Genomic DNA, 20,131 nt, shown 5'->3' with positions numbered 1-20,131 from the left:
GCGCCATCCGGCCCACATCGCATCCCGGCATCACCGGGTCATGCCCCCACCGACCACCCATGCCCTGGATCCCGCCCTCACCACACTTGCGGCATCCCCCACTCGCACCGGCCCACCCCGTATCGATCTGGCCGCGCGTTCGTCCGTCAGCGTCCTTGCCATCGGGGGCCAGCACCAGTTCGCGCATATCGTCCCCGTCGCGTGCGAGCTGGAGCGGCGGACCCCCGGATCGGTCACCGTCTTCACTTGCACCGCCGACGATGGTGCCGCCATCGCACGAATCGCCCAGTCACTGGCGCTCCCTACGCCGCGCATCGTGGAAATGATCCTGCCGTCATGGCTGACCGCGATGCTGCCCGGCAATTCGGCCAAGCTGGCCCGGCTGGCACGTTATGCGTGCCAGATCGCGCGGGCGCGCGTGGTGCTGTGTGCAGAGCGCACCTCGACGATCCTGCGCAGGACGATGCGTCGCTTTCCCCCGTTGCTGCACATCCCGCATGGCGCGGGGGACCGCGGGGTCGGGTTTGAAAAGCGGTTTGCCTGTTTCGACGATGTGCTGGTTGCCGGACATAAGGACCGGGACCGCCTCGTCTCCGCCGGAACTGTTCGTGCAGAGCGCTGCCACGTAACTGGCCCGATCAAGCTGGCCGCGCTGTTCCGCAAGGGGATCGTGCGGCCAAAGCTGTTCGCCAACGACCGGCCCGTGCTGCTCTACAACCCGCACTTCGCAAGCCGGTTTCGATCCTTCGAGGCGTTCCTGCGCAAGCTGGTCGACGCGGTCGTGGCCGACGGGCGCTACAACCTGATCGTCGCGCCGCATGTGCGGCTGGCATCGACCTTGTCGGAGGACGAACGGGCTGCGGCGCAGGCACTGGCGGTGGAGGACCGCGTACTGATCGACATGGGATCGGCGCGGTGCTGTGACATGACCTATACTCTGGCGGCCGACCTCTACATCGGCGATGTGAGCAGCCAGGTATACGAATACCTCGTCCTGCCCCGGCCCTGCCTGTTCGTCGATCCGCACGGCGTCGATTGGGAGTACGATGCGAACTACGCGATGTGGCATTTCGGCCCGGTGATCGCGCCGGAAAAGGACCCCATCGCCGCCATCGACCGCGCCTTTGCCGACCATCCCGCCTATGTCCGCTGGCAGAAACAGCGGATGCAATATGCGATCGACGGAATTTCGTGGGACATGCGGGGCCAGCCAATGTTGTCGGCGAGCGATCCCATCGATGTTGCCGCCGACCGCGTTGGCGAATGGCTGGCCGCGCAGGCACCGGATCGGGCAAGAAGTGCGGCGTAGTTCAGCCCTTGGCCGCTATATGATCCGCCAGCCGCAGCGACAGCGCGATGATCGACAGCGTCGGGTTCGCCCAGCCAGAAGTCGGGAAGACCGAACTGCCCGCTACGTACAGGTTGTCGATGCCGTGAACGCGGCAATAGCTATCGGTCACACTGGTCTTCGGATCGCCCCCCATGCGGGTCGTGCCCATGTGGTGGAACCCGCCGATGGGGTGCGAACTGATCAGCGAATCGGTCTTCCACCCGTTCTCCGGGTGATTCAACCAATCCGCCGGTTCGACCTTGCCGTATCCGGTGCGCGCGAATTCTTCGCCGATAGTGCTCACCAGACCCGCCACGCTGGTGACGTCCAGCTCGGTCATCTGCCAGTCGAGCCTTGCCCGCGGCATGCCCAACGCATCGGTCTCGCTGTCCAGCAAGACCCGGCTGTCGGGGTTCGGCGCCTGTTCCGCCCGCACGACCAGAGCGATGTCCAGCACGCCCATCCGGTGCAGCAGCCACGGGCGCAGCGGCTCGGAATATTTCAGAATGAAATGCGTCGCCTGCTTGGTCCGCATCCACAACGTGCGTCCGAACTGGGTCGGCGCCATGTCGTGCTTCAGCTTCTGATAGGCCATGATGCCGAAGCTCTCACTCCCATCCGCAGGGCGGCGGCCCGCGATGGTCAGCGAGGTGTTGAGCAGGCCCTGACGCTCCTGCTCCGCCTCCGACGGGGTCAGCAGCGCGGCAACGCGCCGCCCGTCAATTTCGTGCTTGCGGCCGAAGGCTTGCAGCAGGTCCCACGCCCGGTCTCCGACGATCCGGCCGCCGCGCGCATGCGGGTGTTCCATGAAATAGCGCCCGACCTGGTCGTGCGCGTTGCCGATCCCGTTCGGCATGACCGATTGCGACGCCAGCATTATGCGTGGCGTCTCGATCCCACCCGCCGCGACGATGTAAGTCTTGGCCTTCGCCGTAACCTCACGGCCATCGGGTCCGCGCACCGCCAGTCCGGTCACCGTCTTGCCATCGGCATGGGCCACGATTTCGCGCACCGTCGCGTGGAGCACGACCTGGCACGCGGGATGATCGATCAGGTCCCGACAGCTTTTGAACGTAAACCGGCTGAAACGTTCGTCGAACTGCCACAGCGGCATCGTCAGCTTGTCGGGATCGACGGGGGGCAGCGGCACGCCATCGGCGACCAGCGTTTCCGCCTTTGCCGCATCGGCAGGCAGGTCCAGCGTTTCGCGCGCCCGGCGGTAATAGGGGTCTAGGTCGCTTTTCCCGATCGGCCAGCCCGAGTGCGGCACCCAAGACCGCTTTTCGAAATCGATGGGATCGAGTTCCGCGCAACGCCCGCCCCAGATCGCGGTCGTCCCGCCAAAAAAGCGCAGGCGGGCATGTTCCAGTTCATAATAAGGCTCGCCGACATTCTCGCCTTGGTTAAGCGCGGCGGCGTCCGCCTCAAAGTCTATCCCGCCGCTTTCCAGCAGCACCACCGAACGCCCCGCGCGCAGCAGGCTGCGGGCGAGCGTGATCCCGGCGCAACCGGCACCGATGATGCAGACATCCCCGGCCAGACCGTCTGGCCGGTCTTTCGCGAGATCGACGAGCACACAAACTCCACGGGTGGGCCACACCGGTCGCATCCGGTGAAACTGCCCATGCCTATGCCTCGCGCGTTAGCCCTGCCTTGACAGGCAAATCAAGGTCGGTGAGTGCGACGCGCTTGAATTGACGTGGGATATGGCAACAAAACGGGGCATTCTTCGACGCGCGCTGGCCAATGCGGCCTTGCTGCTGGGCGGCAAGGCTGGTGCGGGCGTGCTGCAACTGGCAACCTTCGCGCTGGCGGCGCGGGGGCTGGGATTCGTGGATTTCGGCAACTTTTCCGTGTTGATCGCGCAAGTGATGCTGGTGGCGGGCTTGGCCGCGTTCGACACGAATCAGGCGATCATCCGATATGGCGTGGTCCCGATTGCCGAAGGAGATGCGACCCGGTTCCAGAATCTGGTCAAGGCGGGCACGCTGCTGGATGTCGGTGCGGCCATTCTGGCGGCGGCGGCGGTGTTCCTGGCCGCGCCCCTGTTGGGCGACTGGATGGAATGGGATGCGCGGCTGATCGGACTGGCACAGTTGATGGCCCCGCTGGCCTTCACCAATGCAATCGCCACGCCGAAGGGCATGTTGCGGGCCTTCGGGCGGTTTGATCTTCTCAGCATGCATGTCACGGTCACTCCCTTGGCGCGGCTGGCGGGGATTGCGCTGGCGTGGGCGACGGATGCGCCGCTGATCGCCTATTGCCTTGCGTGGCTTTGCGCCGGTTGGGTCGGCGCGATGGTCGCGCTGTGGCTCGGTTGGCGAGAGGCGAAACGGCATGGCCTGCTGACAGGGTTGACCGTGCGATTCCACCCGCGCCGCGATGTCGAGCCGGGGATGTGGCAATTCGCGCTGCTGACCAATCTCAATTCCTCGATGACGCTGCTGACCAACCATTTGGCGGTGGTTGTCGTCGGCGCGATCCTGGGCCCCGGTGCAGCGGGCCTGACCCGCGTGGCGCGAGAGGTTTGCGTCGGCATCATGAAGCCGGTCGATCTGCTCAATCAGGCTCTGTTTCCCGATCTTTCGCGCCTCGTCGCGGACGGAGCTTGGAAGCGGCTGACCAAGTCTGCCGTGCGCGCCGGGATGGCTGGCGGGATCATAGGGCTGGCCATCGCCATCGTCGTGTATTTTGCCGGCGATGTGCTGCTGGGGATCGTGTTTGGTGAGGAGTTCACCGGCGCGGCGTGGATCCTGTTCGTAATGGTGCTGTCGCTGGCGATCCGGGTCTTCGGGTTCCCGGCGGAGCCGACCTTGATGGCGATGGGCCATGCGGGGATTGCTTTCGCGTCGAACTTCGTTGCGGTGGCGCTGCTGATCGGGGCATTGTTCTGGTGGCTTCCGCTGATCGGGCTGAACGCCGTCGGCTACGCGTTCATGGTAATGAACTGCGTTGCAGCCGGCATCGCGTTCTCGGCGGCGGCGACGCTGGTGCTGCGCGCGCGGCGACGGACGAAACTGACAGCGATGTCGACTGCCCCTTGACGCGAGCGACCGCTTGGCGTTGACCAAGCGCAAGGCAAAGCCGCCAGAGAGGACCATTTTCCATGCCCGCCTTCGCATCGCCGTGCGATATTCGTGCCGCCTTTTCGCAAGCCATGTCGGCGATGTATCGCGCCGAGGTGCCGCTTTACGGCGACCTGCTCGACATCGTGGCCGATGTGAATGCGCGGGTTCCGGCCGATGGCGACGATCCGGACCGCGACCGATTGGGTATGGAGCGGCACGGCGCGATCCGCGTCGGCACGGCAGAGGAATTGCGGCAGGTCGCGGCGCTGTTCCGCGTGATGGGGATGGAGCCGGTCGGTTATTACGACCTCTCCGTCGCGGGCATTCCGGTGCATTCGACCGCGTTTCGCCCGGTGACCGCAGAGGCGCTGGGGCGCAGCCCGTTTCGGGTGTTCACCTCGATGCTACGTTTGGAAATGATCGAAGACGCGGATTTGCGCGCCGAGGCCAAGGCGATTCTGTCGGGCCGCCGTATCGTCACCGACCGAGCGATGGCGCTTGCGGAACGAGCGGCAGCGAACGGCGGTCTGACCGCCGAAGAGGCCAAAGCCTTCGTTGCAGAGGCGCTGGAGACGTTCCGCTGGCGGCGCGAGGCGCGGGTTTCCGCCGAGACTTACGCGCGACTGAACCAGGCCCACCGCCTGATCGCCGACATCGTGTCCTTCCCCGGACCGCACATCAACCACCTCACCCCGCGCACACTCGACATCGATGCCGCGCAAACGGAAATGCTGCGCCGAGGCCTGCCCGTCAAGGAGAGTATCGAAGGCCCCCCGCGCCGCAAGGTGCCGATCCTGCTGCGGCAGACCAGTTTCAAGGCGCTTGACGAAGCGGTCGTATTCGCTGGCAACGCGGCGCAGGGCACGCACACCGCGCGCTTTGGCGAAATCGAACAGCGCGGCGTGGCACTAACGCCGAAGGGTCGGACACTGTACGACGCCTGCCTTGCCCGCGCGGCGAGCGAAGGGGCGGAGGCGGCATTCGCGGATTTCCCCGACGATGCGGATGCCTTGCGCAGCGAAGGGCTGGCCTATTTCTCCTATGCCAGCGGCCAACCAGTCCCGATCACATACGAGGATTTCCTGCCTGTCAGCGCAGCCGGTATCTTCCGCTCAAACCTGGGCGATGAGGCCAATTCGACGGGTCACGGCAATCCGCAGCAAGCTGCGTTCGAATCAGCGCTAGGCCGCGCAGTACTCGATCCCTTCACGCTTTATGCCGAGGAAGAGCGGCGTTCGCGCACGGCGACCGCCGCGACCTGACGCTACCAGTTGCACTCCCAGAACAGCGCCGAATAGGCGGGCAGGCGTTCACGCGTCGCCCCGCCAACCGCGGCGATCAGAACGGTGTCTTCCGACGTATCCGAGAACGGCCGCTCATCCGGGCCGAGGTTGAACAGGCAGCGAATCCGTTGCGCCTCGAACACGCGGTCCAGCACCAGCAGGTTCCCATCGCCCTGACAATTTTCCACCGCACCCAGCCGTAGCGCGGGAAAATCGCGGCGCAGGCGGAACAGCGCGCGGGCAATGTTCAGCGTCGAGCCGGGATCGCCGTCCTGCAACGACACCGCCCGCGCGGCATTCGCCTTGCCCAGCGGCAGCCACGGTTCGCCGGTGGTGAATCCGCCCTGCGCGGTTTCGTCCCACGGCATCGGCGTTCGCGCCCCATCGCGCGACAGCGTGCGCGGCCAGTTGGCGATGGCCTCGGGGTCTTTCAGCAGCTCGAAGGGAATATCGTCCTGTTCCAGGCCCAGTTCCTCGCCCTGATAGGCGATAACCGTACCGCGCAGCGCCACCAAGAGCGCCAGCTTCACCTTGGCGAAGGCATCCTTGGCCTCTTTATCGTCCCACAGCCCGCCCGTATCCGTGCACCAGCGCGACACAGCGCGCGGGGCATCGTGGTTTTCGAACGCCCAGCTGGGCCAGCCCATCCCCGGCTCGTCCGGCCAATGCGACATGACCTCTTGCACCAGATGCGACGTCAGCTTCGGCGCGTAGAGAAAGTCGAAGCCATAGGCGCTGTTCATCCGGGTCGTGCCCTTGATGAACCGCTTTATCGCGATATTGCCGTCGTCGGCGCACACTTCTGCCAAGGTAAAAACGCCATCGTATTGGTCGGTCAGCTTGCGCAGCTTTTCGAGGAATTTTGGCGTGTCGCGGTGAAACTGGCTGTAGGTATGGTGCTGGTAATCGAAGGGGCGTACGACCGCCTTGTCGAACAGAGCCGCGGGCGGGTTATCGCGCAGTTGCGGATCGTGCATCGCGAAATTCAGCGCATCCATGCGAAAGCCATCGACCCCGCGATCCAGCCAGAACTTTGCGACGCCCAGCAGCGCCTCTTGCACCGCCGGGTTGTGCAGGTTCATCTGCGGCTGGCTGTCGAGGAAATTGTGCATGTAATACTGCGCGCGCACCGGGGCCCACTTCCACGCGGGGCCGCCGAACATCGATTGCCAGTTGTTGGGCGGAGTACCGTCTGCGCGGGCATTCGCCCAGACGTACCAGTTGGCCTTTGGGTTATCGCGGCTCGACCGGCTTTCGGCGAACCATGCGTGTTGGTCCGACGTGTGCGAATAGACCTGATCGACCAGCACTTTCAGGCCCAGTGCATGGGCCTTTTCCAGCATTGCATCGAAATCGGCCAGCGACCCGAACATCGGATCGACATCGCAATAATCCGAAACGTCGTAGCCGAAGTCCTTCATCGGCGATTTATAGATTGGCGAGAGCCAGATCGCGTCGACACCCAGCGAAGCGATGTAGTCCAGCTTGCCAGTCAGGCCCGCGATATCGCCTACGCCGTTGCCGGTGCTGTCGGCGAAGCTGCGGGGATAGACCTGATAGATGACCGCGCCGCGCCACCACGGAAAATCGTTCGCGCCGGGCGTGCGAGTCATCCCCTGCGGAACGAAGCCGGTGTCACTGCCCGCGATCGTCGGGGATGGGGTGCCGGGACTTTTCACGCCGGTTTGCAGGTTCATCGATGCACTTTCGTAGTTGGGTATTCGATCCGGTGGCCGGTCGGGAAACGGTCATTGCGCACCCGTCCGAAACCAAACGCCCTGCAGTCGGTTCCTCTCTATGCGGGGCAGGCTATCACAAGTCTTGCAACCTGTGCAGCTTGATATTTCAAGGCAAATGCCCTAGGTAATATCGGCATTGGGACAGAGGATGTTTGTAATAAACAGGCGCTAAGGCCCGACACAAGCATTTGATAACGAATACAAAGAGATTTAGTCACATTTTATATTTCAATCGGTGTCAGGCTTTATTTATCCTATTGGCAGAAAATAAGGCGGCTGAAGAACATTGACCGATAAAAATACAAATCGCCCTAAATTTCAATTTGCGAAGCGGGGTGAGTACTTCGGATCCTCGATTGCCGTACTTGGCGCGGGAGCCTGGGGCACTGCCATCGCCATCGCATTGGCCCGTGGCGGACACGCCGTCCGCTTGCACGCCCGCCGCGCCGATCATGTCGAAAAAATGCGTCGGGATCGCGTAAATGCCGACCGGCTGCCCGGACATCCCTTTCCGCAATCGCTGGCCGTCAGCGACACGATGCTGGCCACCGTTGCCGGTGCAGAGGTGGTTTTCCTTGCCGGGCCGAGCAAGGCAGTGGAGGAACAGGCCCGCGCCGCGCACCCACATGTTTCCGCCGACGTGCCCTTCGTGGTCTGTGCCAAGGGACTGGCCGAAGACGGGGATTTCCTGTGCGAACGCATTTCCCGCATTCGGGGCGGCGCGCCGGTGCTGATGCTGTCCGGTCCCAGCTTTGCCGAGGAAGTGGCCGAGGGACTGCAAACCATCGTCACAGTCGCCGGGCCGACCGATGCGGCAGAGGCGGTCTGCTCGCGCCTTTCCAGCGAGACTTTCGTGCTGTCCCCCTGCAACGACATTCGCGGCGTGCAGGTTGCGGGCGTGTTCAAGAACGTCGCCGCGATCCTGTGCGGCGCGTCCGACGGGCTGGATGCCGGGGCCAATTCGCGTGCGGCCTTGATGAGCGAGGCGATCCGCGAGGCAGCCGCCTTTGCCAGCGCGGTCGATGGCGATCCCGCCACCCTGCTCGGCCCGGCAGGCTTCGGCGATTTCGCGCTGACCTGCACCGATCCGCAATCGCGCAACTATTCGATGGGCTATCGCCTTGCCGCCGGAGAGGAGGAGGGCGACGAAACCCATGAGGGCGCCGCCAATGTCGAAGCGCTGGCCGCTCGCGCCGGGGAACTGGGCGTCGATGTCCCCCTGGTCGAGGCCGCCGCAGACCTTGTCGCCGGTCGCGCCAGCCCGCGTGCCGCCGTGGGTGCCGCATTCCGCCAGCGGTTCGACCGTTCGCGCCAGCTTGGAAAGGCCGCCTGATGAGCATGACGACGATGATGGACCGCAACTTGCCCGACACGGCGACCGATTACGGGCTGGTGCTGGCCACCGATCTCGACGGCACGTTCCTTGGCGGCAACGACGACGAACGCCGCACGCTGTATGAAGCGATCGAGGCGCGCGACGATGTCCTGCTTGTTTTCGTAACCGGCCGCGATGTCGACTTCATCCGCGACCTGATCGCCCGGCCGGGGATGCCCACGCCGCGCTATATCGTCGGCGATGTCGGCACCTCGGTCTATGACGTGGAGCAGGACTTCAAGCCGGTCACCGCGCTGGAGGCGGAGATCGCGACCATCTGGGGCAACGCGAACGATCGCGTGGTCGAGATGCTGAAGAACGAACCCGGCATCGAACTGCAACCCACGCCGTTCCGCCACCGGGTCAGCTATTACTACAAACCCGCCGAATTGCAGGACAGCACCGTTCGCAAGATCGAAGAGGCCGGGTTCGACTGTCTGACCAGCGCCGATCTTTACCTCGATGTGCTGCCGAAGGGCATCGCCAAGGGCCCGACCCTGCGCCGCATGGTCGAGGCGCTGGCCTTGCCGCACGACCGCGTGCTGGCCGCTGGCGACACGATGAACGACCTGTCGATGCTGGATTGCGGGTTGAAATCGGTCGCCGTCGGCAATTCGGAGGACCGGCTGCTGGCCGCCCTGCCCGATGCGCCGCACATCTATCGCGCCACCGGCCACGGCTGTGCCGGCGTGCTGGAAGCCATTCATCACTTCGACCTTACCCAGAAATAAGAGCCCCGGGGGCAACCGGATATGCAAAAATCGTCACTCGTCATCGTCTATCACCGCCAGCCTTACGAGGAGTTCGAGGAGGGGGGCAAAACCGTCTATCGCGCGAACAAGAGCCCGAACGGCATCGTCCCGACGCTGAAGGCCTTTTTCAAGCGATTGGAGCCGGGACGCGGCGCATGGGTCGCGTGGAAGGAGCATGAACCGGGCGATCCCGATTTCGAGCGCGTCGTCCACATCGACGACGACAACGGAGGCTTCCACGTCCGCCGTCTGCCTTTGACGAAGAAACAGGCATCCAGCTTCTATCACGTCACCTCGAAAGAGGCGTTCTGGCCGGTGCTGCACAGCTTTCCGTGGCTGTTCAGTTATGACAACGTCGACTGGCGCACGTTTCACGAAGTGAACCGTCTCTTCGCGGAGGCCGCGGCCGAGCAGGCCGACGAAGGCGCGCTGGTCTGGATCCACGATTACAACCTGTGGCTGGTGCCGCATTACCTGCGCCAGATCCGGCCCGACGTGAAGATCGCGTTCTATCACCACACGCCCTTCCCCTCGCAGGACGTGTTCAACATCCTGCCTTGGCGCGCGGATATCCTGGGCTCGCTGCTCGATTGCGATCTCGTGGGCTTTCACATCCCGCGTTATGCGAAGAACTTCACCGACGTTGCGCGCGGGTTGACCGGGGCGGAAATAAGCGAAGTGGTCGAGACACCGGTGCACCTGAACGTTCCGGGGCAGGCGTTGTCCGAACCGCAGATGCCGCGCACGCTGAAGCTGGGCGACCGGGAGATCGCCATCGACGTTTCGCCCGTGGGGGCCGACGTGCACCTTATCGACGATATCCTCGACCATCAGAACACCGTCGATCTGGAGGATCGCATTCTCGGGCGGCTCGACGGGCGCAAGCTGATCGTCACCGTGGGACGCACCGATTACACCAAGGGCACGATCGAGGCGTTGAAGGGGTTCGAGCGCCTGATCGACCGGCGACCCAACTTGCGCGGCAAGATCAAGATGCTCTGCGTATCGGTCCGCGCGGCCAGCGGCATGGCGATCTATGACGAGACGCAGAAGGAAATCGAACAGCTCGTCGGACGGGTGAACGGGCTCTATTCCAACCTCGGCTGGACGCCCATCGTCCTCTATTCGAACGCCATCCCGTTTGAAAAGCTGATGAGCTATTACCGCGCCGCAGATACCTGCATCACCACGCCTCTGCGCGACGGTCTTAATCTGGTGGCGAAGGAATTCGTCGCGGCCAAGAACGGGGAACCGGGCAAGCTGATCCTGTCCGAATTCGCCGGCTGCGCGGTGGAGCTGCCCGAGGCGATCTACACCAACCCCTATGGCCACCGCGACCTTGACCGCGCGCTGGACGAAGCTTTGGGGATGGACGATCTGGAGGCTTCGGGCCGGATGAAGCGCATGCGGGCGGATGTCGAAACTTATGACATCGTGCACTGGATCGACAGCCTGTTCGCCTCGTTCGCCCGCGTCGGGTTCGAAACGAAGGAAGACAAAGCCGACGCAAAAGCGGCCTGATGGGGCTTCGCGGCCTCTTCGCATCGTGGAAATCGGTGGCGGCTGCGCTTGCCGCGCTGGTCGCGCTTGGCCCGGCGCAAGCGCAGCGGGAAGGCGGCGCGCATATCGCCATCGCTTGCGGGGCGCTGGGCATAGAGCTGGAACTGTGCCGCGATGCCGCGCAGGAATGGGCGGCGCAGACGGGCAACACGGTAGAGATCGTCAACACGCCCAATTCGTCGAGCGACCGGTTCCAGCTTTACGTTCAGCTGCTATCCTCGCAGTCCGCCGACATCGACGTGCTGCAGATCGACGTGGTCTGGGCGGGCATGCTGCAATCGCATCTTGCCGATCTGGAAGAACCATTGGGCGACCGTGTCGACGCGATGTTCCCGGCACTGGGCGCGAACAACCGGGTGAACGGCAAGCTGGTCGCGGTGCCGTGGTACATCGACGCGGGCGTGCTCTATTACCGCAAGGACCTGCTGGACAAATACGGCTACGCCCCGCCCAAGACGTGGGACGACCTGACCCGCATCGCTACCGCGATCCAGAAGGCGGAGCGGGCCGAAGGCAACGGCCGCCTGTGGGGCTATGTCTTTCAGGCCAAGGCTTATGAGGGGCTGACCTGCAACGCGCTGGAATGGGTGGCGTCCCACGGCGGCGGGTCTTTCCTAGGCCTTGACCGGGCATTCACCGCAGACAATCCGCAGGCCCGCACCGCCCTGAACCGCGCGGCGGGCTGGATCGGCACCATCGCCCCGCGCGGGGTGCTGAATTACGACGAGGAAGCCTCTCGCGGCGTTTTCCAGACCGGCAACGCGGTCTTCATGCGCAACTGGCCCTATGCCTGGGCGTTGGCGCAGGGCGCGGAAAGCCCGGTTCGCGGCAAGGTTGGCGTCGTCGCCCTGCCGAAAGGACCGGATGGCAAGAGCGCGGCGGCGCTGGGGGGCTGGCACCTTGCCGTATCGCGCTACTCGCGCCACCGCGAGGAAGCCATCGATCTCGTCCGCTATCTCACCCGCGCCGAAGAGCAGAAGCGCCGCGCCATCGTCGGCGCCTATAACCCGACGCTGACCGCGCTTTACGACGATCGCGAAGTCATCGCGGCGAACCCGTTCTTCGCCACGCTTTATCCCGCGTTCGAAAATGCCGTGGCCCGCCCCGCCCGTCCGGCAGGTGCCCGTTACAATCAGGTATCCGACGCGATCTGGCGGGCGAGTTACGACGTGCTGCAAGGCGACAGCAAGGCCGGCCCCGCGCTGACCCGGCTGGAGGACGAGATCGCGCGCATCGCCTATCGCGCGCGCTGGTCGGAGCAGGCCGAATGAGCCGCCGCTCCGCCATAGACGCCGCCCGCGCACGGTCTGCGTGGCTGTTCGTCACGCCGATGCTGGTGGTGCTAGCCGTTGTCGCCGCATGGCCGCTGGCGCGCACGATCTGGTTTTCGATGACCAACGCCACCCTGGTCGATCTCACCACTTACGACTTCATCTGGTTCGACAACTTCGTCGTCCATGCCGAAGGGCGCTGGTACGGTATTTTCACCGATCCGCAGTGGCTGCGGGCGTTGTGGAACACGCTGGTCTTTGCTGCGGTTTCGGTCAGTCTCGAACTCGTGCTGGGCGTGATCGTGGCGCTGATCGTCAATGCCTCGCTGCCGGGGCGGGGCCTGATGCGTGCGGCGATGCTGGTCCCGTGGGCGATCCCGACGGTGGTTTCGGCGAAGATCTGGCAGTGGATGCTGAACGACCAGTTCGGCGTGGTGAACGCGATGCTGGAAGGCGCTGGCTTCACCGACGGGCCGATCGCGTGGCTGGGCGGGTCGAGCCTTGCGATGGTCTCGATCATCATGGTCGACGTCTGGAAGACGACACCCTTTGTGGCGCTGCTGGTGCTGGCCGCGCTCCAAACCTTGCCGAAGGAAATCTACGAGGCCGCCAAGGTTGACGGCATCCACCCAGTAAAAGTGTTCTTCAAAGTTACACTGCCGCTGATCAAACCCGCGCTGGTCGTCGCAGTGATCTTCCGCCTGCTCGACGCGATGCGCATGTTCGACCTCGTCTACGTGATGACCGGATCGAGCGAAGAGACGATGACGCTCTCGGTCTTTGCACGGCAGGCTCTCGTGTCATTTCAGGACGTCGGTTACGGGTCCGCCGCATCGACCGGACTGTTCCTGATCATCGCGATGATCACCGTGATCTACATCATGACGCTGAAACCTCTGGGTCAGGAGAAGGCGGCATGAAATCGAACCGCCTGATCAAGAATGGCGCACTCGTCCTGCTGTGGATCGTCGTCGCGCTGTTCCTGCTGTTCCCGTTCTATTACGCGGTAGTCAGTTCTTTCCGCGAAGGTTCCGCCATATTCGAGGCTTCGCTGTGGCCCGGCGATCCGACTTTGGCGAATTATCGCGCGGTGATGACCGATCAGCCGTTTGCAAAGAACATCCTGAACTCGCTGATCGTCGCGTTCTCGGTCGTCGTGCTATCATTGGGGCTGGCGACCTTCGCGTCTTATGCTTTCGGGCGGGCGAAGTTCAAAGGGCGACGGCTGCTGCTCTACACCATCCTTGGCGTGTCGATGTTTCCGCAGGTCGCGGTGCTGTCGGGCCTGTTCGAGATCGTGCGCCTGTTCGGGCTCTACAACAACCTGCTCTCGCTCGTATTCAGCTACATGATCTTCACCCTGCCCTTCACGGTCTGGGTGCTGACCAGTTTCATGCGCGACCTGCCGGTGGAGATCGAGGAGGCCGCGATCATGGACGGCGCATCATCGTGGACCATCGTGACCAAGGTGTTCCTGCCCCTGCTCGCCCCCGCGCTGGTCACGACCGGCCTGCTCGCCTTCATCGCGGCGTGGAACGAGTTCCTCTTCGCGCTGTCGTTCACGCTGACCAACGAACAGCGCACCGTGCCCGTCGCCATCGCGCTGATCACCGGGGCCAGCCAGTACGAACTGCCTTGGGGCAACATCATGGCTGCGTCGGTCATCGTGACGGTGCCGATGATCGTGCTGGTGCTGATCTTCCAGAGAAAACTCGTGGCCGGGCTGACCGCAGGCGCGGTGAAAGGGTAACGCATGTCTTCCGTCCGCCTAGAGGGTATCGCCAAACGCTTCGGCCCGACCGAGGTGATCAAACAGGTCGACCTTGCCATCGAAAGCGGCGAATTCGTCGTCTTCGTCGGCGCGTCGGGGTCGGGCAAGTCCACCCTGCTGCGCATGATCGCCGGGCTGGAACAGCCGAGCGAAGGCACGATCCGCATCGGCAACCGCGACGTCACTGATGCGCCGCCATCCGAACGCGGCGTGTCGATGGTGTTCCAGTCCTACGCGCTCTACCCGCACATGACCGTGCGCGAAAATATCGCCTTTGGCCTAAAGCTGAAAAGGATCGGCAAGACCGCCACCGAAGAGGCCGTGCAACGGGCTGCGACGATGCTGGAGATCGAGGCGCTGCTGGATCGCAAACCCGGCCAGCTATCAGGCGGCCAGCGGCAGCGTGTCGCCATCGCTCGCGCCATCGTTCGCGAACCTGACGTGTTCCTGTTCGACGAACCGCTGTCCAACCTGGACGCCGCGCTGCGCACCCGCACCCGCATGGAGATCCGCCAGTTGCACAAGTCGCTGGGCGCAACGATGATCTATGTGACGCACGATCAGGTAGAGGCGATGAGCCTGGCCGACCGGATGGTCATCCTGCACGACGGGCATATCGAACAGGTCGGCCCACCCGCCGAACTCTATCACCGCCCCGCAACAGCCTATGTCGCGGGCTTTCTCGGCATGCCGACCATGAACTTCCTGGCAGTCGAACGCGTCGAAGGGGGCGATGCCGTACTGTCCGGGGGAGAGCGCATAGCCCTGCCGTCAGGCGCAAAGCCCAGCCAGATCGCAATCCGTCCGGAGGACCTCGAAATCGCCAACGAAGGCCTGCCCGCGACGTTGACGGGGATCGAGGAACTGGGCGAAACGCGCATCGTCCATGCCGAACTGGCGGACAAGACCGCCATCGCCATTCGCAGCAGCGGCTATTCCGGCAGCGAAGGCGATAAGCTGTCGGTCCGCGTCCCGACCGACAGGCTGCACCTGTTCGATGCCAGCGGCAAGCGGCTGTAAACGCCTACTGCCCGGCCAGCGGGCGGGCGGATCGGGCTTGTCGCGCGGGCAGGGCCGCTCGGTCGGCGGCACGCGGTTGCAGGACAAGATCCGCGCGTCGTTCGGTACACAATTCGTGGAGGTGCGGGTACACGCCGAATACCTGATTCCGGTGAACGCCGATATAAACTCGGTCGACGCGATGCCCGAACGCGATCCCGATCTCAGCGGGCTGTGAAACAAGGGCATTGGCGAGCCGGGCATTACGGGCATGAACGCGGCGGTGGCCAACGCGGTGATCCACGCCACCGGCACGCGCATTCGCAAGTAGCCGTGCACGACCGACGGCCTGATCTAGGTTTTCAGGACAGTCTCCCGCTTGTCAAAGCCGATGGTGCGCTGCACAAGACGCGCATGCGAATTGCCATCGTCGACGAAAGCGCCATGCGCGCCTCGATCATGGAAGATGGCCTGGCCGATCTTCCAGGGTGCGAGATATTCGTCGTTTCGCAGCGCAACGGGCTGCTGGCCCGCATTGCCGAGATCGAGCCCGATGTCGTCCTGATGGACCTCGGCAACCCTTCGCGCGACGTTCTGGAAGAATACTTCGCGGTCAGCCGCGCGCTGGCCAAGCCCATCGCGATGTTCGTCGACGAAAGCGACGACGATGCCATTGCCGCGTCCATCGATGCGGGGGTTTCCGCCTATGTTGTCGACGGGCTGGCGGCGGGGCGCATTCGCCCGCTGGTCGATGTTGCGATCAAGCGCTTCAACGCTTTCGCCCGGCTTCAGACCGATCTTGACGAAGCGCGCGGCAAACTGGCCGAGCGGGATACCATCGACAAGGCGAAGCGCATCCTGATGAACACCAAGGGCGTAACCGAGCCAGAGGCCTATGCCGAGCTTCGTCGCAAGGCGATGAGTTCGTCGCGCAAGATCGTGCACATAGCAGAAGCGGTGGTCACCGCTCACGAACTGATGGGAGACTGACGTGACCGAAACGCTGACCATCGGGTTCCTGCCACTTGTCGATGCCTGCCTGCCGATCCTTGCGCACGAACACGGATTCGCTGCCGACGAGGGGCTGGACCTGCAATTCGTGCGCGACGTGTCTTGGGCGACGGTGCTCGATCGTTTGCTGTACGGGCATACCGACGCGGCACATCTCGTCGCCCCGCTGGCCTTGGCGACGACGCTGGGGCGCGGGCGGCCTGCGCAAAAGCTGGCAGTACCCTTCGTGCTGGGCCTGAACGGCAATGCGGTCACGTTGTCGAGCGAGCTTGCAACGCGTATCGCCGAGCCGGGTGCGCTGGGCGATCCGCGCAAGGTGGGCGAGGCGCTGGCCAAAGTCGCCAAGGCGCGCGGCGAAGCCGGACGGCGGCTGCGCTTCGGGGTCGTCCATCGCTATTCCAGCCACAACTACATGTTGCGTTACTGGCTCTCGGCCTGCGGTATCCGCCCGGACGAAGATGTCGAGATCGTCACCGTCGCCCCGCCGTTTACCGCCGATGCGCTGGCCGGCGGAGAGATCGACGGGGCCTGCGTGGGTGAGCCGTGGAACAGCATCGCGGTCGACCGCGGGGTCGGCGTCATCGTGCTGGCCACCGCGCAGATCTGGCGGCGCGGGGTAGAAAAGGTGCTGGCCATGCGGGAGCCTGTGCTGGACGAGCGACGCGACGCGACAGAGGCGCTGATCCGCGCGATGCGCAAGGCTGGCAAGCACTTCGTCGATCCGGCAAACTGGGCGGAGAATGCCCGCATCCTCGCCCGCCCCGAATATTGCGACGCCGATGCAGAGGTGATCGGCCGCGCCATTTCGGACAAGCTGGTATTGAGCAAGGGCAGCGCGCCGATCCACTATGGCGATTTCATGTTTCAGCACAGTGAGGCGGCGAACTTCCCGTGGGTCAGTCAGGCGATGTGGCTCTACAGCCAGATGAGCCGCTGGGACCACCTGCCCTATACCGCCGCAGACGCCCTAGCCGCCGCCGGCGTGTTTCGCCCGGATGTTTACCGCAGCGCACTAATCGGCACCGGCGATCCGCTTCCCGGCGCCAGTTCGAAAGTTGAAGGCAGTGTTGCCGGACCGCTGGCTGTGGGCACACAGCAAGGTGATATCACCTTGTCCGCGAACACTTTTTTCGACGGCAAGGTGTTCGACCCCGACCGGGTTGAAGCCTATTTGGCCGAGGGCGGCTAAGCAATTGAAGTCGGGCAATTTCCTGCTGCAATGCAAAAAGGGCTTTACCGCGATGCCGCGAATCGCATAGAAAGATGGCCGAGCGATCGATAGCCACCACGGATGGTGGCCCTGATCATCGCCGCTCACCAATTTCATCACGCGTGGCACCGTAGCCGCCCGATACGATCCCGTTGGGGTCTGATCGAGGCGGCTTTTTCGTGTTTGCGTCAGGACGGGGAAGTAACAATGCGTTCAGCGAACGGTTTCGGTTTCAGCAGGCGGGTCGCCCTGGCAGGCATCGGTGCAATTACCGCCAGCCTTGCCCTTGCAGGCTGCGGGTCGAGCAGCGACGCCCCCGCCGCGCAGAATGTCACTGCGGCCAGTGTCGACGGCGCGATCGAAAAGCCGAACCTGAAGCTGGGCTTCATCAAGCTGACCGACATGGCCCCGCTCGCCATCGCCAAGGAAAAGGGCTTTTTCGCCGACGAAGGCCTGAACGTCGAACTCGAAGCGCAGGCGAACTGGAAAGTCCTGCTCGACGGCGTGATCGGCGGGCAGCTTGACGGCGCGCACATGCTGGCCGGTCAGCCAATTGCGGCGACAATCGGTTACGGCACCAAGGCCGACCTGATCGCCCCGCTGTCGATGGACCTCAACGGCAACGCCATAACCGTGTCAAACAAGGTCTGGGACGAGATCAAGGGCGACCTTCCGATGGAGGGTGGGAAGGTCAAGCACCCGATCAGCGCCAGCGCGCTGAAGCCGGTGGTCAAGGCCCGCAACGAACAGGGCAAGCCGTTCAAGATGGGCATGGTCTTCCCGGTCTCGACCCATAACTACGAGCTGCGCTACTGGCTTGCCGCCGGTGGCCTGAACCCCGGCTATTACACAGATGGCGATGTCGGCGGCACCGTCGATGCCGATGTCCAGCTTTCCGTCACCCCGCCGCCGCAGATGCCCGCCACGATGGAAGCGGGCACCATCGAAGGATATTGCGTCGGTGAGCCGTGGAATCAGGCCGCCGTCTTCAAGAAGATCGGCGTGCCCGTCATCACCGACGATGAAATCTGGAACGACAACCCGGAAAAGGTCTTCGGCATCCGCAAGGACTTTGCCGAGAAATACCCGGCCACCACCGCCGCGATCCTGCGTGCCATGATCCGCGCGCAACAGTGGCTGGATGCCGACGGCGGCGCGAACCGGCCCGAAGCGGTGAAGATCCTGTCACAGTCGAACTACGTCGGTGCCGATTACGACGTGATCGCCGCGTCGATGACCGGCAAGTTCACCTTTGCGCCGGGCGACACCCGCGACGCGCCGGGCTTCAACATCTTCTTCGACAAGTACGCAGGCTATCCCTATTATTCGGACGCGATCTGGTACCTGACCCAGATGCGCCGCTGGGGCCAGATTTCGCAGGACCAGACCGACCAGTGGTACGCCGATACCGCGAAGGCGGTCTATCGCCCCGATCTCTATCTTGCCGCCGCCAACAAGCTGGTTGAAGATGGCGTGATCCCGGCGGCCAGCGTGCCCGAAACGGACGGCTATCGCGGTGAGCAGAGCGGCTTCATCGACGGCATCACATTCGATGGCAAGACGCCGAACGCCTACCTTGCGAAGTTCCCGATCGGCCTGAAGCAGGGCCAGACCGTGACCGCGTCGGGCGTGAAGTAACAACCGGGACCGACACCCGGATATTGCCTCAGGAGTTATCGATCATGGCCACCGTATTCGCAGACAGGCACGACCCTGAAACCCCCACGATGGAAGGCGCTACCGGCTCCGGATCCGTCTCTGTCGGGGGCAAGGTCGCCGTGCCAGACGCGGAAACCGCAACGGCAGAGCCGAAGAAGCCGAACCCGGCGGTGGCGAAGGGTGCGGCCCTTGCCAAGGGCCTGATCGCCCCGGTGCTGGGCGTGCTCGCCTTCCTTGCGCTGTGGGGCGTGCTGGCGCCGCAGGTCGATACCTCTCTGGGGGCGCTTCCAGGGCCGGTCGAAGTCGCCGAACAGGGCGTTGCGCTCTATGACGAATGGGTCGCGGGCAAGGAAGCCGAGGCGCAGTTCTACGCCGATCAGAATGCCCGAAACACCGCCGCCATCGCCGCGGGCAACCCGGCGGGCGTGCGCGACTTTACCTATGCCGGTGCGCCGACCTTCCTCGACCAGATCTTCACCTCGCTGAAGACCGTGGCGCTGGGCTTTATCCTTGCCACGCTGGTTGCCGTGCCGATCGGACTGGCGGCAGGCCTGTCGCCACTGTTCAACGCTGCGATCAATCCGCTGATCCAGATCATGAAGCCGGTCAGCCCGCTGGCATGGCTGCCCATCGTGACGATGGTTATCTCGGCCATGATCACCAACGCTGATCCGCTGCTGCCCAAGGCGTTCGTGATTTCCGCGCTGGTCGTCATGCTCTGCTCCCTCTGGCCCACCCTGATCAACACCGCCGTCGGCACGGCCAGCATCGACAAGGATCTTCTGGCCGTGGGGCGCGTGTTGAAGCTGGGCACTTTTGCCAAGCTGACCAAGCTCGTCCTGCCTGCCTCGCTGCCCTACATCTTCACCGGGATGCGCCTGTCGCTGGGCGTGGGCTGGATGGTGCTGATCGCGGCGGAAATGCTCGCCCAGAACCCCGGCCTCGGCAAGTTCGTGTGGGATGAGTTCCAGAACGGGTCCAGCCAGTCGCTCGCCCGCATCATGTTCGCCGTCGTCGTCATTGGCTTCATCGGCTTCGGGCTCGACCGGATCATGATGGCGCTGCAGGCACTCGTTTCCAAGAACCGCACGATCTGATCGGGG

17 protein-coding genes are annotated in these 20,131 nt (G+C 63.9%); 15 read left to right on the top strand and 2 right to left on the bottom strand.

Annotated elements, in window-relative coordinates; all coding sequences use genetic code 11:
- The first annotated feature begins 40 nt into the window (after positions 1-40).
- On the top strand, positions 41-1,309 hold the full coding sequence (locus AB433_RS01270) for a hypothetical protein (protein ID WP_053058926.1): 1,269 nt from the start codon (positions 41-43) through the stop codon (positions 1,307-1,309).
- A 1-nt stretch (position 1,310) separates the two neighbouring features.
- On the opposite strand, the gene AB433_RS01265 is transcribed toward AB433_RS01270, so the two are convergent.
- Positions 1,311-2,906, bottom strand: coding sequence for an FAD-dependent oxidoreductase (locus tag AB433_RS01265; protein ID WP_047819610.1), 1,596 nt, complete (start codon positions 2,904-2,906; stop codon positions 1,311-1,313).
- Positions 2,907-3,036: 130 nt separating this feature from the next.
- Between AB433_RS01265 and AB433_RS01260 the strand changes: the two genes are divergently transcribed.
- A complete protein-coding gene (locus AB433_RS01260) occupies positions 3,037-4,374 on the top strand; it encodes a lipopolysaccharide biosynthesis protein (RefSeq protein WP_047819609.1) in 1,338 nt (445 codons plus the stop codon).
- A gap of 62 nt (positions 4,375-4,436) precedes the next feature.
- Positions 4,437-5,660 carry a 2-oxoadipate dioxygenase/decarboxylase HglS gene (gene hglS / locus AB433_RS01255; RefSeq protein ID WP_047819608.1) on the top strand — a complete coding sequence of 408 codons (1,224 nt, stop codon included), beginning with the start codon at positions 4,437-4,439 and terminating at the stop codon, positions 5,658-5,660.
- A 2-nt stretch (positions 5,661-5,662) separates the two neighbouring features.
- Here the strand turns inward: hglS and AB433_RS01250 are convergent, their stop codons facing one another.
- Positions 5,663-7,294, bottom strand: a complete 1,632-nt coding sequence (locus AB433_RS01250) for an alpha-amylase family glycosyl hydrolase (RefSeq protein ID WP_047823008.1) — start codon at positions 7,292-7,294, stop codon at positions 5,663-5,665.
- Positions 7,295-7,706: 412 nt separating this feature from the next.
- On the opposite strand from AB433_RS01250, the gene AB433_RS01245 reads away from it, so the two are divergent.
- From AB433_RS01245 to AB433_RS01190, 12 genes are all read left to right on the top strand, one after another.
- Positions 7,707-8,753 (top strand): NAD(P)H-dependent glycerol-3-phosphate dehydrogenase, encoded by a 1,047-nt coding sequence (locus AB433_RS01245; RefSeq protein ID WP_082134731.1) that lies wholly within the window; start codon positions 7,707-7,709, stop codon positions 8,751-8,753.
- Positions 8,753-9,526, top strand: coding sequence for an HAD-IIB family hydrolase (locus AB433_RS01240; RefSeq protein ID WP_218916908.1), 774 nt, complete (start codon positions 8,753-8,755; stop codon positions 9,524-9,526). The genes AB433_RS01245 and AB433_RS01240 overlap by 1 nt, the downstream gene beginning before the upstream one ends.
- 21 nt (positions 9,527-9,547) lie before the next feature.
- Positions 9,548-11,068, top strand: coding sequence for a glucosylglycerol-phosphate synthase (gene ggpS, locus AB433_RS01235; protein WP_047819607.1), 1,521 nt, complete (start codon positions 9,548-9,550; stop codon positions 11,066-11,068).
- The gene (locus AB433_RS01230; RefSeq protein WP_053058924.1) at positions 11,068-12,378 is read left to right on the top strand and encodes an ABC transporter substrate-binding protein; all 1,311 of its coding nucleotides are present in this window, start codon (positions 11,068-11,070) and stop codon (positions 12,376-12,378) included. The genes ggpS and AB433_RS01230 overlap by 1 nt, the downstream gene beginning before the upstream one ends.
- Entirely contained in the window at positions 12,375-13,298 is a 924-nt protein-coding gene (locus tag AB433_RS01225; RefSeq protein ID WP_047819606.1) for a carbohydrate ABC transporter permease, read from the top strand. The genes AB433_RS01230 and AB433_RS01225 overlap by 4 nt, the downstream gene beginning before the upstream one ends.
- Complete coding sequence (locus AB433_RS01220; RefSeq protein ID WP_047819605.1) at positions 13,295-14,128, top strand: carbohydrate ABC transporter permease; 834 nt, start codon at positions 13,295-13,297, stop codon at positions 14,126-14,128. Before AB433_RS01225 ends, AB433_RS01220 begins: the two co-directional genes overlap by 4 nt.
- A gap of 3 nt (positions 14,129-14,131) precedes the next feature.
- On the top strand, positions 14,132-15,169 hold the full coding sequence (locus AB433_RS01215; RefSeq protein ID WP_047819604.1) for an ABC transporter ATP-binding protein: 1,038 nt from the start codon (positions 14,132-14,134) through the stop codon (positions 15,167-15,169).
- Positions 15,147-15,386 carry a hypothetical protein gene (locus AB433_RS01210; protein ID WP_156170635.1) on the top strand — a complete coding sequence of 80 codons (240 nt, stop codon included), beginning with the start codon at positions 15,147-15,149 and terminating at the stop codon, positions 15,384-15,386. Before AB433_RS01215 ends, AB433_RS01210 begins: the two co-directional genes overlap by 23 nt.
- A 176-nt stretch (positions 15,387-15,562) precedes the next feature.
- Positions 15,563-16,138, top strand: a complete 576-nt coding sequence (locus AB433_RS01205) for an ANTAR domain-containing response regulator (protein WP_047819602.1) — start codon at positions 15,563-15,565, stop codon at positions 16,136-16,138.
- 1 nt (position 16,139) lies between these two features.
- Positions 16,140-17,348 carry an ABC transporter substrate-binding protein gene (locus tag AB433_RS01200; protein WP_047819601.1) on the top strand — a complete coding sequence of 403 codons (1,209 nt, stop codon included), beginning with the start codon at positions 16,140-16,142 and terminating at the stop codon, positions 17,346-17,348.
- A gap of 228 nt (positions 17,349-17,576) precedes the next feature.
- Positions 17,577-19,007: a CmpA/NrtA family ABC transporter substrate-binding protein gene (locus AB433_RS01195; RefSeq protein WP_047819600.1), complete on the top strand. Its 1,431-nt coding sequence runs from the start codon at positions 17,577-17,579 to the stop codon at positions 19,005-19,007.
- 44 nt (positions 19,008-19,051) lie between these two features.
- On the top strand, positions 19,052-20,125 hold the full coding sequence (locus tag AB433_RS01190; protein WP_047819599.1) for an ABC transporter permease: 1,074 nt from the start codon (positions 19,052-19,054) through the stop codon (positions 20,123-20,125).
- The last annotated feature ends 6 nt before the right edge of the window (positions 20,126-20,131 follow it).

This window comes from Croceicoccus naphthovorans, from assembly GCF_001028705.1.
Classification (GTDB): domain Bacteria; phylum Pseudomonadota; class Alphaproteobacteria; order Sphingomonadales; family Sphingomonadaceae; genus Croceicoccus; species Croceicoccus naphthovorans.
This window is presented reverse-complemented; position numbering and strand designations above follow the sequence as displayed.